The sequence below is a fragment of the Aeromonas sp. QDB25 genome, assembly GCF_027707725.1.
GTDB lineage: Bacteria > Pseudomonadota > Gammaproteobacteria > Enterobacterales > Aeromonadaceae > Aeromonas > Aeromonas caviae.
The window spans coordinates 11,984-29,290 of the sequence record NZ_JAPCIZ010000002.1 but is presented as its reverse complement, the minus strand read 5'-3'; the positions used below and the strand labels follow the sequence as shown (position 1 = coordinate 29,290).

The window sequence follows — 17,307 nt, the reverse complement described above, 5'->3', positions numbered from 1 at the left end:
GCCGGATAGAGGGGCTGACGGGGCGGGCAGGTGCCCCGGATCAGGGTCTGGTGCCGGTTCATTTCTTCGGTTCTTCCATGTTGAGCGGGAAGTGGCAACTGAACTGATGCCCCTTGACCTTGCTCATCAGCGGTGTCTGCACGCACTGCTTCTGGGCGTAGGGGCAGCGTGGGCCGAGGCGGCAGCCGATGGGCAGATGCTGCAGCGGCGGTATCACCCCGGGCAGGGTCTCGAGCCGGGACTTGTGGCGCACCAGTTTGTCAAAGTCCGGGATGGACTTGAGCAGGGCATCCGTATAGGGGTGGTGAGGGGATTCCAGGATCTGGTCCCGGGTCCCCACTTCCACCATCTGGCCGCAATACATGATGTTGAGGGTGTCGGTCAGGTTCGCGATGGCGGCGATGTCGTTGCTGATGATGAGGATGGTGGTATTGCCCAGCTTGTTCATCTTGTCCAGCAACCGCAGGATCTGGGAGTGGGTGGTGGACTCCATGGCGCTGGTGGGTTCGTCCGCCACCAGCAGGCGCGGCTGGTTGGCGATGGCCATGGCGATCATCACCTTCTGGCACATGCCGTCCGACAGCTCGTGGGGATAGGCCCGCATCACCTTGCGGTGATCCTTGACCCCGACCCGGTGCAGCAGGGCGATGGCCCGCTTCTTGCGCCACTGGAAACGCTGCCAGAACTTGCCGGTGAAGGCGCTGGTGGGGATGGCCTCTTCGAGCTGGGTGCCTATCTCCTCCGAGGGGTCTAGGCAGCTGATGGGATCCTGGAAGATCATCGCTATCTCCCGCCCCATGATGCGGCGCCGTTCCTTGGGCGCCATGGTCAGCAGGTCCATGTCGTTGAAGCGCATCCGGTCGGCGCGCACCGTCCAGTTGTCCTTCTGGATGCCAACGATCACCTTGGCCACCAGGCTCTTGCCCGAGCCGGATTCCCCCACCAGCCCGCGGATTTCCCCCTCGTTCAGGGTCAGGCTGACTCTGTCCACCGCCTTGACCTTGCCCTGGGGGGTGTCGATTTCGATGGTGAGGTTGCGTATATCGAGCAGGGGCATCAGCAATGTCTCCCGTTCAGGGCGCAGCCGGGTCGCTCAGGGCGTCCGGGGGCGGGGATAGATAACAAGGCTGGCAACATCAGTCGTTCCCCTCTTTGAGTGCTTCGCGAATGCCTTCGCCCACCAGGTTGGTCACCAGCACGCTGAACAGAATGGCCATCCCGGGCAGGGTCACCGTCCAGGGGGCCAGATAGATAAGATCGCTCGAATCGGCCAGCATGGCACCCCACTCCGGCTGGGGAGACTGGGCCCCGAGACCGAGGAAGCCCACCGCCGAGATGTCCAGGATGGCGGCGGAGAGGGTGCGGGTGGTCTGGGTCACCAGGGTCTCGACGATGTTCGGCAAGATGGCCAGACGCATGATCCGCTGGGGCGGAGAGCCGTCGAGGCGGCTGGCGATGATGTACTCCTTCTGCATCTCGGCGTGGACCGCGTTGTAGGTCGCCCGGATGAAAGGTGGTATCAACGCGAGCGTGATGGCGATCAGGGTGTTGAACAGACCCGGCCCCAGGATGGCCACGACGATGATGGCCAGCAGCAGGGACGGGATGGAGAGCAGGGTATCGAGCAGGTGATGGAGCACGCTCGACTTCACCCCCTTGCTCATGCCACCGAGGATGCCGATGGCCGAGCCGATGACCAGCGCGATGAGCACCACCAGCAGGGCGTTGCCGAAGGTGAGCCTGGCCCCGGCCACCAGACGGGAGAGGATGTCGCGCCCCAGATCGTCGGTCCCCAGGAAGTAATCGATGTTGCCGCTGTTGGCCCAGGAGGGGGCGAGCAGCAGGTGGTTGCTGTGCTGATCGTCGATGCCGTAGGGGATTACCAGGGGACCGATGAGGGTCACCAGCAGCAGCAGCCCGAAGCACCAGAGCCCCGCCATGGCCAGCGGGTTGCGCCGGTAGGAGGCCCAGGTCTGTTCCAGGGGGGAGAGGATCTTGAGCTCCGGATAGATGTTCGATTTATCGTGCATGGTGCAGGCTCCCGTGCTGGTCGCAAGGGGATGGGCACGCCTGTGCACCGGTGGCCCATGGGCCGCCGTGGTTCATCCACAGACCGCAATCAATCTTGTCTTGCATAGAGTTCTTTACGCCGTGCCGGATACATGATGGTGGTCAGCAGATCGGTGCTGACGCTGATGAAGATGACGAAGCTCGCCACCACCAGGAAGGCGCCGCGGATGGCGGCATAGTCCTGCAGCGCGATGCTGCTCACCAGCCAGCGGCCGATGCCGGGCCAGTCGAACACCACCTCGGTGATCATGGCGGATGTGAGCACGCTGCCAAGTTGCAGCCCCAGCAGCGGCAACACCGGGGGCAGGGCGTTCTTGAGCCCGTGACGCCAGACGATCTGGCGGCGGGAGAGTCCGCGGCTGGCGGCGGCCTTGATGTAGTTCTGTTTCATCACGTCGATGAGGGAGCTGCGCACGTGGCGGATCACCTCGGTGGTGGGCACCACGGCCAGCACCAGGGAAGGCAGTACCAGATGGCGCAGGGCGTCGTGCAGGGCAGCTTCCCGCCAGGGCTCCTGGCTCATCAGCACATCGACGATGGCGATCCCGGTGATGGAGGGCACGTCGTAGAGCAGGCTGATCTGGCCAGATGAGGGGAGCCAGCCAAGATCCAGGGAGAAGAACATCACCATCAGCAGCCCCAGCCAGAAGACCGGGATGGCATAGCCGACGAGGCCGGCGGCCATGATGGAGAGGTCCGGGCTGCGCCCCTGATAGAGGGCCGCGAGGGTGCCCAGAGGGATGCCCACCAGCAGCGAGATGGCGAAGGCGGCGAGGCAGAGGGTCAGGGTCGCCGGGAAGTAGTGACGGATCTCGTCGAGGACCGGTTGGCCGGAGACGCTGGAGAGCCCGAAATCCCCAGCGGCGATGCGCTGGAGGAAGTCAGGATAGCCGTGCCAGAAATCCAGCACCTGGGTGATGAGGCGAAACTCCAGGAGGTAGGCCCCCAGAGTCAGCACCAGGAGGGTGATCACCAGCAGGGTGATGCGGCGCAGGATATAGAAAAACATGCTTATGCCTCCTGGGGACGGTGCGCCGATGGCCCGACGATGGAGTGGTTATCTGTCATGGTCACTCCCGATGGGCCTGGTTGAAGGTGGTGCCGCCAAAAGGCATCAGGGTCAGCCCCTGAATGTCGCTGCGACTCACCTGGGTTCTCAGGGCATGGGCCAGGGGAATGAGCGGCAACTGCTCGTTGAGCAGGGACTGGGCATAGTAATAGTTGCGCAGGCGGAAGGCGAGCTGCGGGGTGGTCACCGCATCGTCCAGCAGCTGATCAAACGCCGGGCTGCACCAGCGGCTGTAGTTGTTGCCCCGCTCGACGGCGGCGCAGCTCAGCAACTGGCGGAAGAAGTTGTCCGGATCCGCGTTGTCGGCGATCCAGCCCGAGAGCAGGCTGTCATATTGTCCATGGGCGAGCCGGGTCTCGATGACCGGCCAGGCCTGCTGCACTATCTTGAGGCTCACCCCAATCTTGGCGAAATCGCTGCGCATCAGTTGCGCCGTCTTGAGGCCGTCCGGGTTGTAGGGACGGGCGCCGGGTTGCACCAGCACCTGCATCTCGAAGCCGTTGGGGTAGCCCGCGTCCTTGAGCAACTGGCGAGCGAGCTTGAGATCAGGCTTGCGCTGGGGCAGGGAGGGGTTGTAGCCCCATGAGAGGGGCGGCAGCAGGCTGGCGGCGCTCTGGCCGGTCTCGAAATAGACCGCCTGCAGCAGATTCTGCACATTGATGGCGCTGGCGAGGGCCTGGCGCACCTGCACCTTGTTGAACGGGGCCTTGCGGGTATTGAGGGCGAGGAAGGCGACGTTCATCCCCGACTGCACCGACAGATCCAGGTGGGAGTCTTTGTCTATCACCGACAACTGGCTGGCAGAGGGGGTGCTCATCACGTCGCACTCGCCGGTCAGCAGCTTGGCAAGGCGCTTGGAGGATTTGGGGGTGATGTCGTAGATGAGCTGCTCCATTCTGGCCTCGCCGCCCCAGTAGCCGGGGTGGCGCAGGTAGCGCACGAACTCGTTGTGGCGATACTCCTTGAAGCTGAAGGGGCCGGTGCCGATGGGGCGGCTGTCCAGCAGCGCCGGAGTGCCGGCCTTTAGCATCTGCTCCCCGTACTCGGCGGAGAGCACGATGGCGTAGTCGCTGGCCAGGGTGGCGAGGAAGGAGGCATCGGGGCGGTTCAGCTCGAACACCACCTCATAGGGCCCCTTCTTGTAGACCCGCTTGATGAGGTTGCCGAGCCCCAGGCTGTAAAAATAGGGGTACTCGCCGCCGGAGACGGCGTGGAAGGGGTGGTGTTCGTCCAGCAGACGCTGCCAGGTGAACAGGACGTCGTCGGCATTGAAGTGACGGGTCGGGCTGAACCAGGGGGTACGGTGGAAGGTCACTCCCTTGCGCAGGGTTAGGGTATAGGAGAGGCCGTCCTCGCTGCTTTGCCAGCGGGTGGCGAGCCCCCCTTCGATGCCGAGGGTGTTGGCATTGACCTCGAGCAGGCGATCGTAGATGGGACGGGCACTGGCATCCAGGGTCGCATCCGAATTGGCAAGCTGCGGGTTGAAGGTTCGGGGTGCCCCTTCGGCACAATAGATGAGCCCGGTTTTGGAGGCTTCATCGCGTTTCTGACAGCCGCTGACCAGGACCAGGAGACCAAGCAGCAGGGGGATGAGCATTCTCATGTTGGAACCATGTTTTCAGACAAAGTTGCCCGCCAGGGGGCGGGCGCGTTGCGGGGGGCGGCCGGGCAGGCGCTCCCGTCGGGGGTGACGTGCGCCGCGTTATCCGCGCGCACAGACCCGGTGCCAGGCATCAGCCCGCCTCCTGGTTGCCACTGTTGTCATCCCCGTCCAGCAATTGATATTTGCGCAGCATCCCCCGGAACTGGTGATAGCTCAGGGCCAGCAACTGGGCTGCTTTACGCTGATTATACTGGGATTGCTGCATCGCTTGCTTGAGTAAATTAATCTCGTACTCCGCCACCGCCCCTTTGAGATCCAGCGGCAGGGTCGGGGCCGTCTCTGCCGAGGTCGGCGCGTCGGTGGAAGGGGCGGCGTCACCTCGGGCACGGGGGCGCCAGGGGGAGTCAAAGGGATTGAGCACCAGCTCCGCCAGCGGCAGCTGGGGGTTGCCCTGGCGATAGAGGCTGCGCTCCACCACGTTCTTGAGCTCCCGCACGTTGCCCGGCCAGGGGTAATCTTGCAGCAGCTGGGTCGCCTTGCGCGAGAAGCCGGCAAAGAGCGGATACCCCAGCTCCCGGGTCATGCCGTGGGCGAAGTGCTCCGCCAGCATCAGGATGTCCTCGCGCCGCTCCCGCAGGGGGGGCAGGGTGATGACGTCGAAGGCGAGCCGGTCCAGCAGGTCGTGACGAAACCGTCCTTTCTGTGCCAGTGCTGGCAGATCCTCGTTGGTGGCGCACACCAGCCGCACATCCACCTTGAGGGGCTTGGCGCCGCCCACCCGCTCGAACTCCCCATACTCGATGACCCGCAGCAGTTTTTCCTGCACCCGGGCGCTGGTGGTGGCCAGTTCGTCGAGGAACAGGGTGCCGCCGTCGGCCCGCTCGAAGCGCCCCTGATGACGCTTGGCGGCGCCAGTGAAAGAGCCCGCCTCGTGGCCGAACAGCTCGGTCTCTAGCAGGCTCTCGCTCAAGGTGGCGCAGTTGATGGTGACAAAGCTTTGATCCCAGCGATCCGAGAGATAATGTAGGCGGTGGGCGATGAGCTCCTTGCCGGTCCCCCGCTCGCCGATGATGAGTACGGGCTTGCGCAGCGGCGCGAGGCGCGATGCCTGCTCGATGATTTCTAGAAATGCGTTGGATTCACCCAACAGACTTTCCGTGGCCGTGGTCATCCCTGCCCCTGTGAGTTGAAAAATCTGGTTAATCTTACCAAAAGTTGGTTATTTTAATCATCACTTGTTTCCCAGGGACTTGAACTGCATTCTGAGTGCCCATATAAATCAACAAGTTAAATATTGTTCCAGATTGGCACACAAGTTGCCATTGTCAATGGAGACACAACCCGATGCCTATCACAGGAGTACAATCATGAGCATTTTTTCTCGCCTGGCCGACATCATCAATTCCAATCTGACGGCCCTGCTCGACAAGGCGGAAGATCCCCAGAAGATGGTGCGTCTGATCATCCAGGAGATGGAAGATGAACTGGTGAAGGAGCGCTCCAACCTGGCCCGCTTCCTCGCGAATCAAAAAGAGATCGGCCGTCAGGTGAGCCGCCATCAGGAGCGGGTCGCCGAGTGGCAGGGCAAGGCCGAGCTGGCCCTGACCAAGGGGCGCGAAGATCTGGCCCGGGCCGCCCTCATCGAGAAGAGCAAACAGGCGGAGCTTGCCGACGCCCTGTCTCGGGAACAGCAGGCGGTGGACAGCGGCATCGAGAAGCTGGGGGAGGAGATCCGCCAGCTGGAAGCCAAGCTGGAAGACGCCCGTGCCCGCCAGAAGGCGATGGCCATTCGCAGCGAAGCCGCCAGCAGCCGCCTCAACGTGCAAAGCCAGGTGGCTCGTGGCGACAGTCAGGCCGTGGTGAGCAAGTTCGAGCGCATGGAGCGCCGCATCGACGAGATGGAAGCCCGCGCCGATCTGGGGCAGTCCGACAAGGCGCTCGCCCAGCAGTTTGCCGAGCTGGAAGCGGACGACCAGATCAGCCGCGAGCTGGAAGCCATGCGCCAGAAGCTGGGCCAGCACAATCCGGCACCGAAACAGGGAGAGTAACAGATGGAAGATCTGCTGGGTGTATTGATGGTTCCCATGGTGGTCTTCATGGTGGTGGTGGCCCCCATCTGGCTGGTGCTGCACTACCGCGCCAAGGGACGCATTGGCGCCGGTCTTGCCGATGGTGAGCGTGAACAGCTGCAGGGCTTGCTGGTGCGTGCCGAGAAGATGCAGGAACGGGTCGGCGCCCTGGAGTCGATTCTGGATGCCGAGGTTCCTGGTTGGAGAAACAAGGTATGACGGTTTTCAATGAGAGATGTCATGACCGTGGCAAAAAGCCGGAGCGGGCCGAAACCGTATTGGCGTCGATTCTGGATGCGGAAGTCCCCGGTTGGAGGAACAAGGTATGAACAGTGTCAGTCGTGAAGGGCGCAACCTGTACCGGGATCCCCAGCGAGGCAAGATTGCCGGGGTCTGTGCCGGTCTGGCAGAGTACTTCGGGGTGGAGACCTGGATCGTGCGGCTGCTGGCCATCAGTGGTCTCATCTTCGCCGGTTTCATCACCTTCACCGCCTATATTGCCGCCTGGTTCTTGCTCGACAAGAAGCCGGTCACCCTCTACTCCCAGGAAGATGCCGAATTCGCCGAGGTGCGGATGAAGGTGCGCAGCTGGCAGGCTGGCGTCACACCTCATCAGGCCCTTGTCCGCATCGGCCAGGAGCTGGATGCACTGGAGCCCAGGGTGCAGCGCATCGAGAAGCTGGTGACCTCCAAGGAGTTCACCCTGCAACGGGAGTTCAGCAAGCTCTAATCGTGCCGGGCCGCGAGGATACTGCCTCGCGGCCGTCTCTCTGATGTGATCACAAGGAGAAGAAGACCCGCCTTGATACGCAACAAACTTGAACACTCCTGGTCGGTGCTCCAGCACAAGGCCGTTGACGCGGTGAACCGGGCCCGGGATCGCCACATCCGGCTGGCGGTCACCGGCCTCTCTCGCAGTGGCAAGACCGCGTTTATCACGGCGCTGGTCAATCAACTGGAGCACGCGGCCATCGACGGTCGTCTGCCACTCTGGGACGCCCAGCGTCAGGGACGCATCCTTGGTGCTCGCCGGGTGCCCCAGCAAAACGCCCACATTCCCACCTTTCCCTATGAACGGGGCCTCGATGCCCTGTTTGGCGATCCGCCCGCCTGGCCCGCGCCGACCCGGGGGGTGGCTGAGGTACGCCTCGAGATCCGTTATCGCACCCGCCATCCGCTGCGTCGGCACCTGGGGGAGATCTCCACCCTCTATGTGGATCTAGTGGATTATCCCGGGGAATGGCTGCTGGATTTGCCGCTGCTGGATCTGAACTACGAGCAGTGGAGCGAGCAGGTGCGGGAGCAACTGTGCCGCCCCGAGCTGCAAGCCCTGGCGGCAGGCTGGTTGACGCCGCTCTGGCAGGCAGATCAAGCCTTCGAGGAGCGTGCCGCCAGCGAACTGGCCGCCCGCTACACCGAATATCTGCACGCCTGCAAGCAGGCGCTCGGGCTTCACCTCATCCAGCCCGGGCGTTTCGTGTTGCCCGGCGAGTATGCCGGTGCGCCGCTGCTGCAATTCGTGCCCTGGGTATGGGAGATGCCCACACACTCCCCCGAAGACGGCACCCTCTACGCCACCTTCAAGCAGCGCTTCGAGCAGTACAAGCAGCATCTGGTACAGGGCTTCTATGAGCAGCACTTTGCAGGCTTTGATCGCCAGATCGTGCTGGTGGACTGCCTGGCGCCCCTCAATGCCGGTGCCGCGAGCTTTGGTGACATGCAGCAGGCCATCGCCCGCATCATGGAGAGCTTCGCCTATGGCAAGAGCAACTGGTGGCGCCGTCTGTTCGCCCCGCGCATCGATAAGCTGCTGTTTGTGGCGAGCAAGGCCGATCACGTCACGCCGGAGCAGCACGGGCCTCTGGTGTCGCTCCTGCAGCACCTGGTGAGCCGTGGCCGGGGTCAGGCCCGCTTCGAGGGGATAGAGACCGAATGCCTGGCGCTGGCCGCCATCAAGGCCACCGAGGTAGGCAAGGGGGTGGCAGACGGACGGGAATTTCCCGCCATTCGTGGCACTACCCTCTCGGGCGAACCCTTGCTGCTCTTCCCGGGGGAGGTGCCTGCCCAGATCCCGCCTGCGCAGTGGTGGAAAACTCAAGGGTTTGATTTTCAGGCCTTTCGCCCGCTGCCCATGAGCGCCCATCAGGTGCTCCCCCATATCCGGCTCGATGCGGCGCTGGAATTCCTGCTCGGGGATCACCTCGAATAACGGGTGGGTGACCCGCTGTGCTCGAGGGGCGCCCACAGGAGAGAATGCGATGAACGATCAGACAAGATGGCGCACCGATGACGCCGCTCCCCTGCAAGGCAAGGTGACGCTGGAGCCCGCGCCATCGGTGGCAAGCGAAGCGCAACCACCGGCCCCGGCCCGGCGGCTGGAAGAGGAGAGCTTCGAGCCTCTGGACGCGCTGGACGAGCTCACCGAGGTGGAACCCGCGCTTACCGTCAGGCCTCGGCGCCGCCATCGTCTGCTGGCCTGGGGGCTGGGCGGGGTGGGGCTGCTGTCGCTTGGCCAGTTTGGCGCTTTTCTGGTGGATCAGTTTGCCGCCTCCCCCTTCTGGGGCGGCGCCTGGCTGCTCGCCTCCGGCCTGGTGGCGGTGGGCACCGCCGGGGTGGCGGGGCGCGAATGGCTGCGGCTGCGCACCTTGAAGCGGCGCCAGGATGTGCGCTCAAGAGCCGAGGGTCTGCTGGCCCATCAGGGGGTGGGTCAGGGGCAGGCCTTCTGCGAGGCCCTGGCCGAGAAGAGCGGTGACAAGGGGCGGGAAGGGTATCGCACCTGGCTATCCCAGCTTGACGAGAGCCACAGCGATCGGGAAGTGCTGACCCTCTACAGCCAGTTGGTGCTCACCGAGCGGGACAAGCTGGCCCAGGCCCGCGTCGCCAAATGGTCGGGGGAGGCCGCCGTGCTGGTGGCCCTGAGCCCGCTCGCCACCGTCGACATGATGCTGATGCTCTGGCGCAACCTGCGGATGATCGAGGACATCGCCGATGTCTACGCCATCGAGCTCGGCTACTGGAGCCGCATCCGCCTCATCCGCCAGGTGTTTCGCAACATGCTCTATGCGGGGGCCACCGAGCTGGTGACCGAGGTAGGGATGGATCTGCTAGGGGCCGAGCTGACCGCCAAGCTCTCCGCCCGCGCCGCCCAAGGGGTCGGGGCCGGGTTGCTCACCGCGCGCCTTGGGATGCGTACCATGGAAGCCTGTCGTCCGCTCCCCTGGTGTGCCGACGAGAAGCCGAAACTGGGGGAGTTGCGCAAGCGGCTGATCGGCCAGTTGGCGGGTTATCTCAACAAGTCGTGAGGTGACTGGGATTTGATAGGGATGTCACAAATAATTTACAATTGTCAAAAGCAGCCGACCCCGGGGTCGGCTGCTTTTTTGAGGGGCAAACCGTTACAGTGATCCCATGACTCAACGACCAGTGACCGCCCGGATGGCGGCTGGCACCCGAAGGATGGGATCACTCATGGCAAGTCTCTACACGGCCCGCCAACCGGATGGGCAGGGCAGGATCCACTACACGGACGAGGAGCACGGCACCTGGCGGATCCTGATTGCACGCCAGCTTGCGGCGCTCGATGGCAAGGCCTGCGACGAATACCAGGCCGGGTTGGCACGCCTCGACCTGCCTCTGGACCGCATCCCCCAGCTAGGCGAGATCAACGCTGCCCTGATGCCCGCCACCGGCTGGTCGGTGGCGGCGGTGCCGGCCCTCATCTCCTTTGATCACTTCTTCGCGCTGCTCGCTGATCGCCGTTTTCCCGTCGCCACCTTCATTCGCCGCCGGGACGAGCTCGACTACCTGCAAGAGCCCGACATCTTCCACGAGATCTTCGGCCACTGCGCCATGCTGACCAACCCGGCCTTTGCCCACTTCACTCACCTGTATGGTCGGCTCGGACTCCATGCGAGCAAGGAGGAGCGGGTCTATCTGGCGCGGCTCTACTGGTTCACGGTGGAGTTCGGTCTCCTGCAGGGGGAGGAGGGGCTGCGTATCTACGGCGGCGGCATTCTCTCCTCCATCGGCGAGACCGCCTATGCCCTCTCGGGCAAGCCCGAGCTGCAGCCCTTCGATCTGCTGGAGATCCTGCGTACCCCCTATCGCATCGACATCATGCAGCCGACCTATTTCGTGCTGCCTCGTCTCGATACCCTCTATGGTCTGGAGGGGCAGGGGATCATGGCGGCCGTGGCCGAGGCCCGTCGTCTTGGCTTGCGTCCACCCCGCTTTGCCCCCGTTGCCGGCAAGCAGGCGAGCTAACCCGAATTCATTCCCACGATGTTTCATGAAAGGAGTCCCGAATGACTGAACTGGCGAGTCAACGATGCGAGGCGTGCCGCGCCGATGCCCCCAGGGTGAGCGATCAGGAGCTGGGGGAGCTGATGCATCTCATCCCCGACTGGCAGCCCCTGGTGGTCAACGGCGAGCTGCAACTGCGCCGTGAATTTGTGTTTCGCAACTTCAAGGAGGGGCTGGCGTTCACCAACCGCCTCGGAGAACTGGCGGAGGCGGAGTTCCATCATCCGGCGATCTTGCTTGAATGGGGCAAGGTGACCGTGAGCTGGTGGACCCACAAGATAGGCGGCTTGCATCGCAACGACTTCATCATGGCAGCCCGCACCGACGGGCTGATGAAGTAACCGCCATCTGGCGCCAACGCAGACAGGGCTTGCCCGGTGAAAGCGGGGCAGGCCCGCATTTTTATGGGGGAGCGCTCGCACTGGCGGGATCGAGTCTGTATTATCCCGTTATTCAGAATGTTAGCTAGGAAGTGTGTGCCGAATGCGTCTTGAAGTCAGCTGTGAAGACCGTCTGGGCCTGACCCGGGAATTGCTCGACCGACTGGTGGAGCACAACATCGATCTGCGCGGCATCGAAATCGATACCTCAGGCATCATCTATCTCAATTTCCCCGAGCTGGAGTTCCGTGACTTTCAGCATCTGATGCCGGAAATTCGCCGCATTCCCGGCGTCTATGACGTCAAGACCATCCCCTACATGCCCTCCGAGCGGGAACACCACGAGATAGAGGCCCTGCTCAAGGCGCTGCCGGACCTGGTCTTCTCCCTCGACAGCAAGGGGCGGGTGACCCAGGCCAACCAGGCCGCCCTCACCACCCTGGCGTTGCCACCGGACGAGGTGCGCGGCGTGGCGATCGCCTCCCTGGTCAAGGGCTTCTCGTTTGGCCGCTGGCTGGAGTCGGGGGAGATCAAGCCCCAGACCTGCAAGCTGAGCCTCGGTGGCGAAGAGTACCTGGGCGATCTGATGCCGCTGTTCGTGGCCGAAGAGAAGGGCAAGCAGGCTCTGGCCGGCGCCGTAGTGGTGCTCAAATCCGCCCGCCGGGTCGGCATGCACTTCAGTGCCCTGCACGCGGTGGAAGTGGGGGGCTTTGAGCACCTCCAGGCCGAGAGCCAGAAGATGAAAGAGGTGCTGGCCCAGGCAGCCAAGCTCGCGATGCAGGACGCTCCCTTGCTCATCGTGGGGGAGACCGGCACCGGCAAGGAGTTGCTGGCCCGGGCCTGCCACGGCGCCAGCCTGCGCTCCAGCCACCCCTTCATGGCGCTCAACTGCGCGGCCATGCCGGACAACGTGGCCGAGAGCGAGCTGTTCGGCTATGCCCCCGGCGCCTTTGGCAACAACACCGAGGGCAAGCGCGGGGTGCTGGAGCTGGCCAGCGGCGGCACCCTGATGCTGGACGAGATCGGCGACATGTCCCCCCATCTGCAGACCAAGTTCCTGCGGGTGCTGCAAGATGGCGTGTTTCGCCGGGTCGGTGACGAGCAGGAGGTGAGGGTCAACGTGCGCTTCATCTGCACCACCCAGAAGCAGTTGCTGGATCTGGTTCATGAAGGGAAGTTTCGCGAAGATCTCTACTACCGCCTCAATGTGCTTAGCCTCAATCTGCCGCCGCTGCGCGAGCGCAAGGCGGACATCATGGCCCTGGCCCAGCAGTTCGTGTCGCGCTTTGCCAGCGAACTGCAGCGCCCGCGTCCGCGCTTTACCCGCAACATGGCCGAGTACCTCACCGCCTACCGCTGGCCCGGCAACGTGCGCCAGTTGCGCAACTGCCTCTATCGGGCCATGACCCTGCTGGAAGGGGACGAGATTGGACCCGAGCACGTGGACTTGCCGGTGGCGGCCGATGCCATGCCGCTCATCGACGAGTGGTTCGAAGGGGGGCTCGACGAGGCGGTGAAGCGTTTCGAGAGCCGCCTGCTGGAGCGGCTCTACCCGGCGTTCCCCTCCACCCGCCAACTGGCCAAGCGGCTCGGTGTCTCCCATACCGCCATCGCCAACAAGCTGCGCGAATATGGGATTGGCAAGAAGTAGTGTCGATGGACGGTGTCTGCCTGGGGCATTGAGCGCCTTGCTGGCACGGCTGCGACGCCCGGTGACGCAGCCGTGCCACTTGCCTCTGGGGGCTGGCCACCCGGCTGGTAAGCTCGGTGCGGTGCCATGCAGGCACTCTCATCATGGGCGTCGGGTTACCCCGGCGCCGACCTTGACACTCTCGCGGGCACCATGCAGATGTTTTGTTACCTCCGGTTACTGATGTGGCTGGCGCCACTGTGCTGCATGCTGATGCTGGCAAACCTGACCGTGGCGGCGACCTCCGCCGAGGCGCGCAGTGACATGGTGCGCCAGACCGTGCTCGATATCCTCAGTTACACCCGCTGGCCCAGCGAGCCCGCCAGACTTCGGCTCTGCATCACGGCACCGACGGAATATGCGTCATCCCTTCTGACCATCGAACGGCAGGCCAATGGCCGACCGGTGGAGGTGCATCGCTACGACATGGGCGATGAGGCGCTGATCCAGCGCTGCGATGTCATCTATCTGGGGGTGCTGGCACCGGCACAGCGCCTCTCCCTGTTCGAGCGCCTGCGCGGTCACGCCATCCTCAGCATCAGTGAGCAGAGCCGCGAATGCATCGCCGATGCGGTCTTCTGTCTGCAGGCCGGGGAGGAGAGGGTGCGTTTTCGGGTCAATCTGGATGCGCTGGCCCGCAGCGGTGTGCGAGTGCACCCGGCCGTGCTCAAGCTAGCGCGAGCCGATGAGGAGGTGCGATGACGGTCCATCACGCCACTCCCCGGCTTACCCTGCGACAGAGTCTGGGGCGCACCCACATGATGATCTCCCTGACTGCCGTCTGCATGGCCGGGTTGTTTCTGACCGTCACGGCGCTGCTGGCGCTGCGCCTTTATGCGGATCACAACCTCAAGCTGGTGGCGCGGGCCATCAGCTACACCACTGAGGCGGCCGTGGTCTTCCATGACAAGGAGGCGGCACTGGATGCCCTGGAGACCATCACCTCCCGGGAAGACATAGCCAGCGCCAGCATAGTGCTGCCGGACGGCCAGGTGCTGGCGAGCTGGCGCCGGGACATCACTACCCCCTGGACCACCCTGGAGCAGCACCTGGCCCGCCTGATCCTGCCGGGGCCCGTGGCGCTCCCCATGGTGCGCGAGCACAAGGAGATAGCCAGGGTGCATCTGGTCGGTCACGGCCAGTACCTGTTGCGATTCCTATTGCAGACCTTGCTGGCTACCCTGGTGTGCCTGCTCATCAGTATTCTCGGGGCACTCCATGTGGCGCGCCGGATGCAGCGCTCCATCACGGCACCCCTCAAGGCCCTGACCGAGGTGGCTTACAACGTCAGCCGCCAGCGGGCTCTCAAGGAGCGGGTGCCGGCGGCCAATATCGCCGAGCTGCACGAGCTGGGTGAGGATTTCAATTCGCTGCTCGATGAGCTGGAAGCCTGGCAGGCCCACCAGAAGCGGGAGAACGCCAGCCTGCTGCATCAGGCAACTCATGATCCCCTGACCGGTCTGCCCAACCGCGCTCTGTTCGAGGCTCGCATGGTGCAGGCCATCCTGGCAGGCAACAAGGGGCATGAAGGTTTTGCCCTGCTCTATCTGGATTGCGATCGTTTCAAGCAGATCAATGACAACCTGGGCCACAGCATCGGCGACGAAGTGCTGATCGCCGTGGCGCGGCGGGTGCAGCATCAGCTCAGGCCCCTGGATCTGGTCTGCCGGCTGGGGGGAGATGAGTTCGTCATCCTCCTGACCCCGATCCATGGGGAGGACGAGGTGCGCGAGGTGATAGGGCGAGTGCAGCAGGCCATGAACACCCCCGTTGTATTGAGTGACGGTCGCCATCTCGGGGTGGGGATCAGCATCGGCTCTGCCCGCTATCCCGAGCAGGGGAAGACGGCGGATGCCCTGCTGCAATGGGCAGACGACGCCATGTATCAAGCCAAACGACAACGCAGGGAGGAGAGAGAAACACGAAAAACGAGCACGTGAAGTTAAACCGGAAATAGTGAAAGGATGATAAGAATGCGCATGTTGAACCCGATCAAAGCGGGCCTGGTGGTACTGTTGCTGAGTGTGCTGGCGGCGTGCCAGAGCCCTCCCCAGGGGCTCACGGCGGAGCAGATCGCCGCCTTGAAGGAGCAGGGATTTCACCTGACCGACGAGGGATGGACCCTGGATATCTCCAACAAGGTGCTGTTCGCCAACAATGTGGGGCCCTCAACCCCGAGACCCGCCAGGTGGTAGAGAAACTCGGCAAGGCCCTGATTGAGGTAGGACTGAACCGGGCCCGGGTGGACGGTCATACCGACTCCAACGGTGATGAGGCCTACAACCAGCAACTATCCCTCAAGCGGGCACGGTCGGTGGCCGATGTCCTGGTGTCGGTGGGTATGCCACAGGGGAACCTGGATATCCGCGGCCGCGGAGAAGAGGCGCCCATCGCCGACAACGCGACCGCTGCCGGGCGAGCGGAAAATCGACGGGTTGCCATCATCATCGGCAATGGCTGACCCCCGTCAGCCGGTATCGGCGCGGCGCTCCCATCGGGAGCCTTGAATCAACCGCCTGATCCTGTGTGTGCCACAACTCTCCAGTGGGAGAGTGGCTCTCTTCCCTTGTTGTTTCACGCTTTTCTTGCCTGACGCGCGCTGCCCTGATGGGGACAGAGTGACGGCTCAATCCTTCCCGACTTGATCCAGCACAAATACCTGCAACTGATATTCGTTATCATTTGTGTTATTTACGCAGGGTAACCCCAGTGACGACTCTCCTGCTTTCTTCGACCATGACGGGGCTTTGTACCCCGGATCCCCTCAAATTCGCCTTCACCGCCAAGACGTCGGCCCATGCCAGCCGGGGAGGGGCCGCCCCCCTGATGCTGGACGATGCCGACTGGCAAGCCTGGTGGCAGCAGGAGAGCGAGGCCAAGGCCCGAGCGCTCTATATCCATATCCCGTTTTGCCGCAAGCGCTGCAGTTTTTGCAACTTCTTCGAAAACGGCGCCAATCCGGCGCGCATGAGTCGCTACATGGAGGCACTCTGCGGGTCGCTGCACCAGGCAGCCGAGACGCCGCTTGTCCAGAGCCGGCCTTTCTCGGCGGTCTATGTGGGGGGCGGCACGCCAACCGACATGGCGGCGGGCGATCTCGCCCGCCTGGCCAGCGCCATCCGCCGTTTTCCCCTGACCGTGGATGCGGAGCTGACCCTGGAGGGGCGGCTCAACGGCTTTGATGACGAGAAGTGGCAGACGGCCCTGGCGGGTGGCTTCAACCGCTTCTCGTTCGGCGTGCAGAGTTTTGATACCCGCGTGCGCCAGCAGGCGGCCCGCTTCGATGACAGGGAGACCTTGCTGTCCCGGCTGGCGGCGCTGACCCGCCACAACGAGGCGGTGATCGTGGCGGATCTCATCTTCGGTCTGCCGGGGCAGGATGAGGCCGTGTGGCGCCAGGATATCGCGGATGTGATGGCGAGCGGGGTGCACGGGGTGGATCTCTATCAACTCATCTCCATGGCGGGCACCAACCTGGCGCGCGCCGACGAGAAAGGCACCCTGGGCTGGGCCGCCGATGGCCAGCAGCGGGCAGTCATGTATGCCGACGGGGCACGGACGCTGGAGGCGGGGGGCTGGGAGCGGCTCTCCTGCAGCCACTGGCGGCGCATCGATGCCGAGCAGAGCCGCTACAACCAGATGGCCAAGTGGGGCGCCGAGATCCTGCCCTTCGGCGCAGGGGCGGGGGGCAACATTCACGGCCACGGCCTCATGTATGGCCGGGATCTGGCGCCCTGGCATGAGGCGCAGGCGGGGGGCGTGCGTGCTCCCGGCATGGTGATGAGGCCCAATCCCGATGCCCGTCTCGACGGGCTGCTGCGAGGGGGGCTCGATACCGGATGGCTGGCGTTGTCGCAATTGCCACAGGGGCTGGTCTCCCACCTGATGCCGCTCTTTGAGGCCTGGCAGCGACACGGGCTGGCACGGCTCTCGGCCGAGCGTCTCGCCCTCACCCTGGCGGGGCGTTTCTGGAACGTGAATTTGCAGGCCGGGTTGTTCGAGTATCTGAGGTGCAATCCACCGGGGGGGATCAAGGGGGGCGAGAAACCATCCGGCCACCCGGGCAAGATGGCCGGTCATGCCCTGGTATAACGGGCTATCGGAGCACAGAAAGGAGGCAGGGG

16 protein-coding genes and 1 pseudogene are annotated in these 17,307 nt (G+C 63.8%); 12 read left to right on the top strand and 5 right to left on the bottom strand.

All coding sequences use genetic code 11. The annotated features are described in order from the left end of the window. Positions 1–58 precede the first annotated feature (58 nt). The 5 genes from PG883_RS01015 to pspF all read right to left on the bottom strand — a co-directional run bounded on the left by PG883_RS01015 (position 59) and on the right by pspF (position 5,913). Positions 59–1,057, bottom strand: coding sequence for a peptide ABC transporter ATP-binding protein (locus PG883_RS01015; RefSeq protein WP_010674529.1), 999 nt, complete (start codon positions 1,055–1,057; stop codon positions 59–61). Positions 1,058–1,136: 79 nt separating this feature from the next. Next, positions 1,137–2,030 (bottom strand): ABC transporter permease subunit, encoded by an 894-nt coding sequence (locus PG883_RS01010; RefSeq protein WP_010674530.1) that lies wholly within the window; start codon positions 2,028–2,030, stop codon positions 1,137–1,139. A gap of 89 nt (positions 2,031–2,119) precedes the next feature. Then, positions 2,120–3,079 carry an ABC transporter permease gene (locus PG883_RS01005; RefSeq protein ID WP_010674531.1) on the bottom strand — a complete coding sequence of 320 codons (960 nt, stop codon included), beginning with the start codon at positions 3,077–3,079 and terminating at the stop codon, positions 2,120–2,122. Between the two features lie 61 nt (positions 3,080–3,140). After that, a complete protein-coding gene (gene sapA / locus PG883_RS01000; protein ID WP_270806884.1) occupies positions 3,141–4,736 on the bottom strand; it encodes an ABC transporter substrate-binding protein SapA in 1,596 nt (531 codons plus the stop codon). Between the two features lie 136 nt (positions 4,737–4,872). Further along, positions 4,873–5,913 (bottom strand): phage shock protein operon transcriptional activator, encoded by a 1,041-nt coding sequence (gene pspF / locus PG883_RS00995; RefSeq protein WP_010674533.1) that lies wholly within the window; start codon positions 5,911–5,913, stop codon positions 4,873–4,875. A gap of 196 nt (positions 5,914–6,109) precedes the next feature. Between pspF and pspA the strand changes: the two genes are divergently transcribed. The 12 genes and pseudogenes from pspA to hutW all read left to right on the top strand — a co-directional run bounded on the left by pspA (position 6,110) and on the right by hutW (position 17,275). Next, complete coding sequence (pspA, locus tag PG883_RS00990; protein WP_010674534.1) at positions 6,110–6,790, top strand: phage shock protein PspA; 681 nt, start codon at positions 6,110–6,112, stop codon at positions 6,788–6,790. A 3-nt stretch (positions 6,791–6,793) separates the two neighbouring features. Then, positions 6,794–7,030, top strand: coding sequence for an envelope stress response membrane protein PspB (gene pspB, locus PG883_RS00985; protein ID WP_005300084.1), 237 nt, complete (start codon positions 6,794–6,796; stop codon positions 7,028–7,030). A 106-nt stretch (positions 7,031–7,136) separates the two neighbouring features. Next, a complete protein-coding gene (gene pspC, locus PG883_RS00980) occupies positions 7,137–7,541 on the top strand; it encodes an envelope stress response membrane protein PspC (RefSeq protein ID WP_201997396.1) in 405 nt (134 codons plus the stop codon). Positions 7,542–7,613: 72 nt separating this feature from the next. After that, the gene (locus PG883_RS00975) at positions 7,614–9,020 is read left to right on the top strand and encodes a YcjX family protein (protein WP_201984276.1); all 1,407 of its coding nucleotides are present in this window, start codon (positions 7,614–7,616) and stop codon (positions 9,018–9,020) included. 49 nt (positions 9,021–9,069) lie between these two features. Beyond that, on the top strand, positions 9,070–10,113 hold the full coding sequence (locus tag PG883_RS00970) for a YcjF family protein (RefSeq protein ID WP_201984275.1): 1,044 nt from the start codon (positions 9,070–9,072) through the stop codon (positions 10,111–10,113). A gap of 166 nt (positions 10,114–10,279) precedes the next feature. Beyond that, positions 10,280–11,074 carry a phenylalanine 4-monooxygenase gene (gene phhA / locus PG883_RS00965; protein ID WP_041215282.1) on the top strand — a complete coding sequence of 265 codons (795 nt, stop codon included), beginning with the start codon at positions 10,280–10,282 and terminating at the stop codon, positions 11,072–11,074. A gap of 41 nt (positions 11,075–11,115) precedes the next feature. After that, the gene (locus tag PG883_RS00960) at positions 11,116–11,454 is read left to right on the top strand and encodes a 4a-hydroxytetrahydrobiopterin dehydratase (protein WP_010674539.1); all 339 of its coding nucleotides are present in this window, start codon (positions 11,116–11,118) and stop codon (positions 11,452–11,454) included. Positions 11,455–11,596: 142 nt separating this feature from the next. After that, positions 11,597–13,144: a transcriptional regulator TyrR gene (tyrR, locus tag PG883_RS00955; RefSeq protein WP_010674540.1), complete on the top strand. Its 1,548-nt coding sequence runs from the start codon at positions 11,597–11,599 to the stop codon at positions 13,142–13,144. Positions 13,145–13,336: 192 nt separating this feature from the next. After that, positions 13,337–13,885, top strand: coding sequence for a YfiR family protein (locus tag PG883_RS00950; RefSeq protein WP_029314443.1), 549 nt, complete (start codon positions 13,337–13,339; stop codon positions 13,883–13,885). Then, positions 13,882–15,123: a diguanylate cyclase domain-containing protein gene (locus tag PG883_RS00945; RefSeq protein WP_270806859.1), complete on the top strand. Its 1,242-nt coding sequence runs from the start codon at positions 13,882–13,884 to the stop codon at positions 15,121–15,123. Before PG883_RS00950 ends, PG883_RS00945 begins: the two co-directional genes overlap by 4 nt. A gap of 33 nt (positions 15,124–15,156) precedes the next feature. After that, a pseudogene (locus PG883_RS00940) lies at positions 15,157–15,644 on the top strand (OmpA family protein). Positions 15,645–15,919: 275 nt separating this feature from the next. Beyond that, entirely contained in the window at positions 15,920–17,275 is a 1,356-nt protein-coding gene (gene hutW, locus PG883_RS00935) for a heme anaerobic degradation radical SAM methyltransferase ChuW/HutW (RefSeq protein ID WP_270806883.1), read from the top strand. The last annotated feature ends 32 nt before the right edge of the window (positions 17,276–17,307 follow it).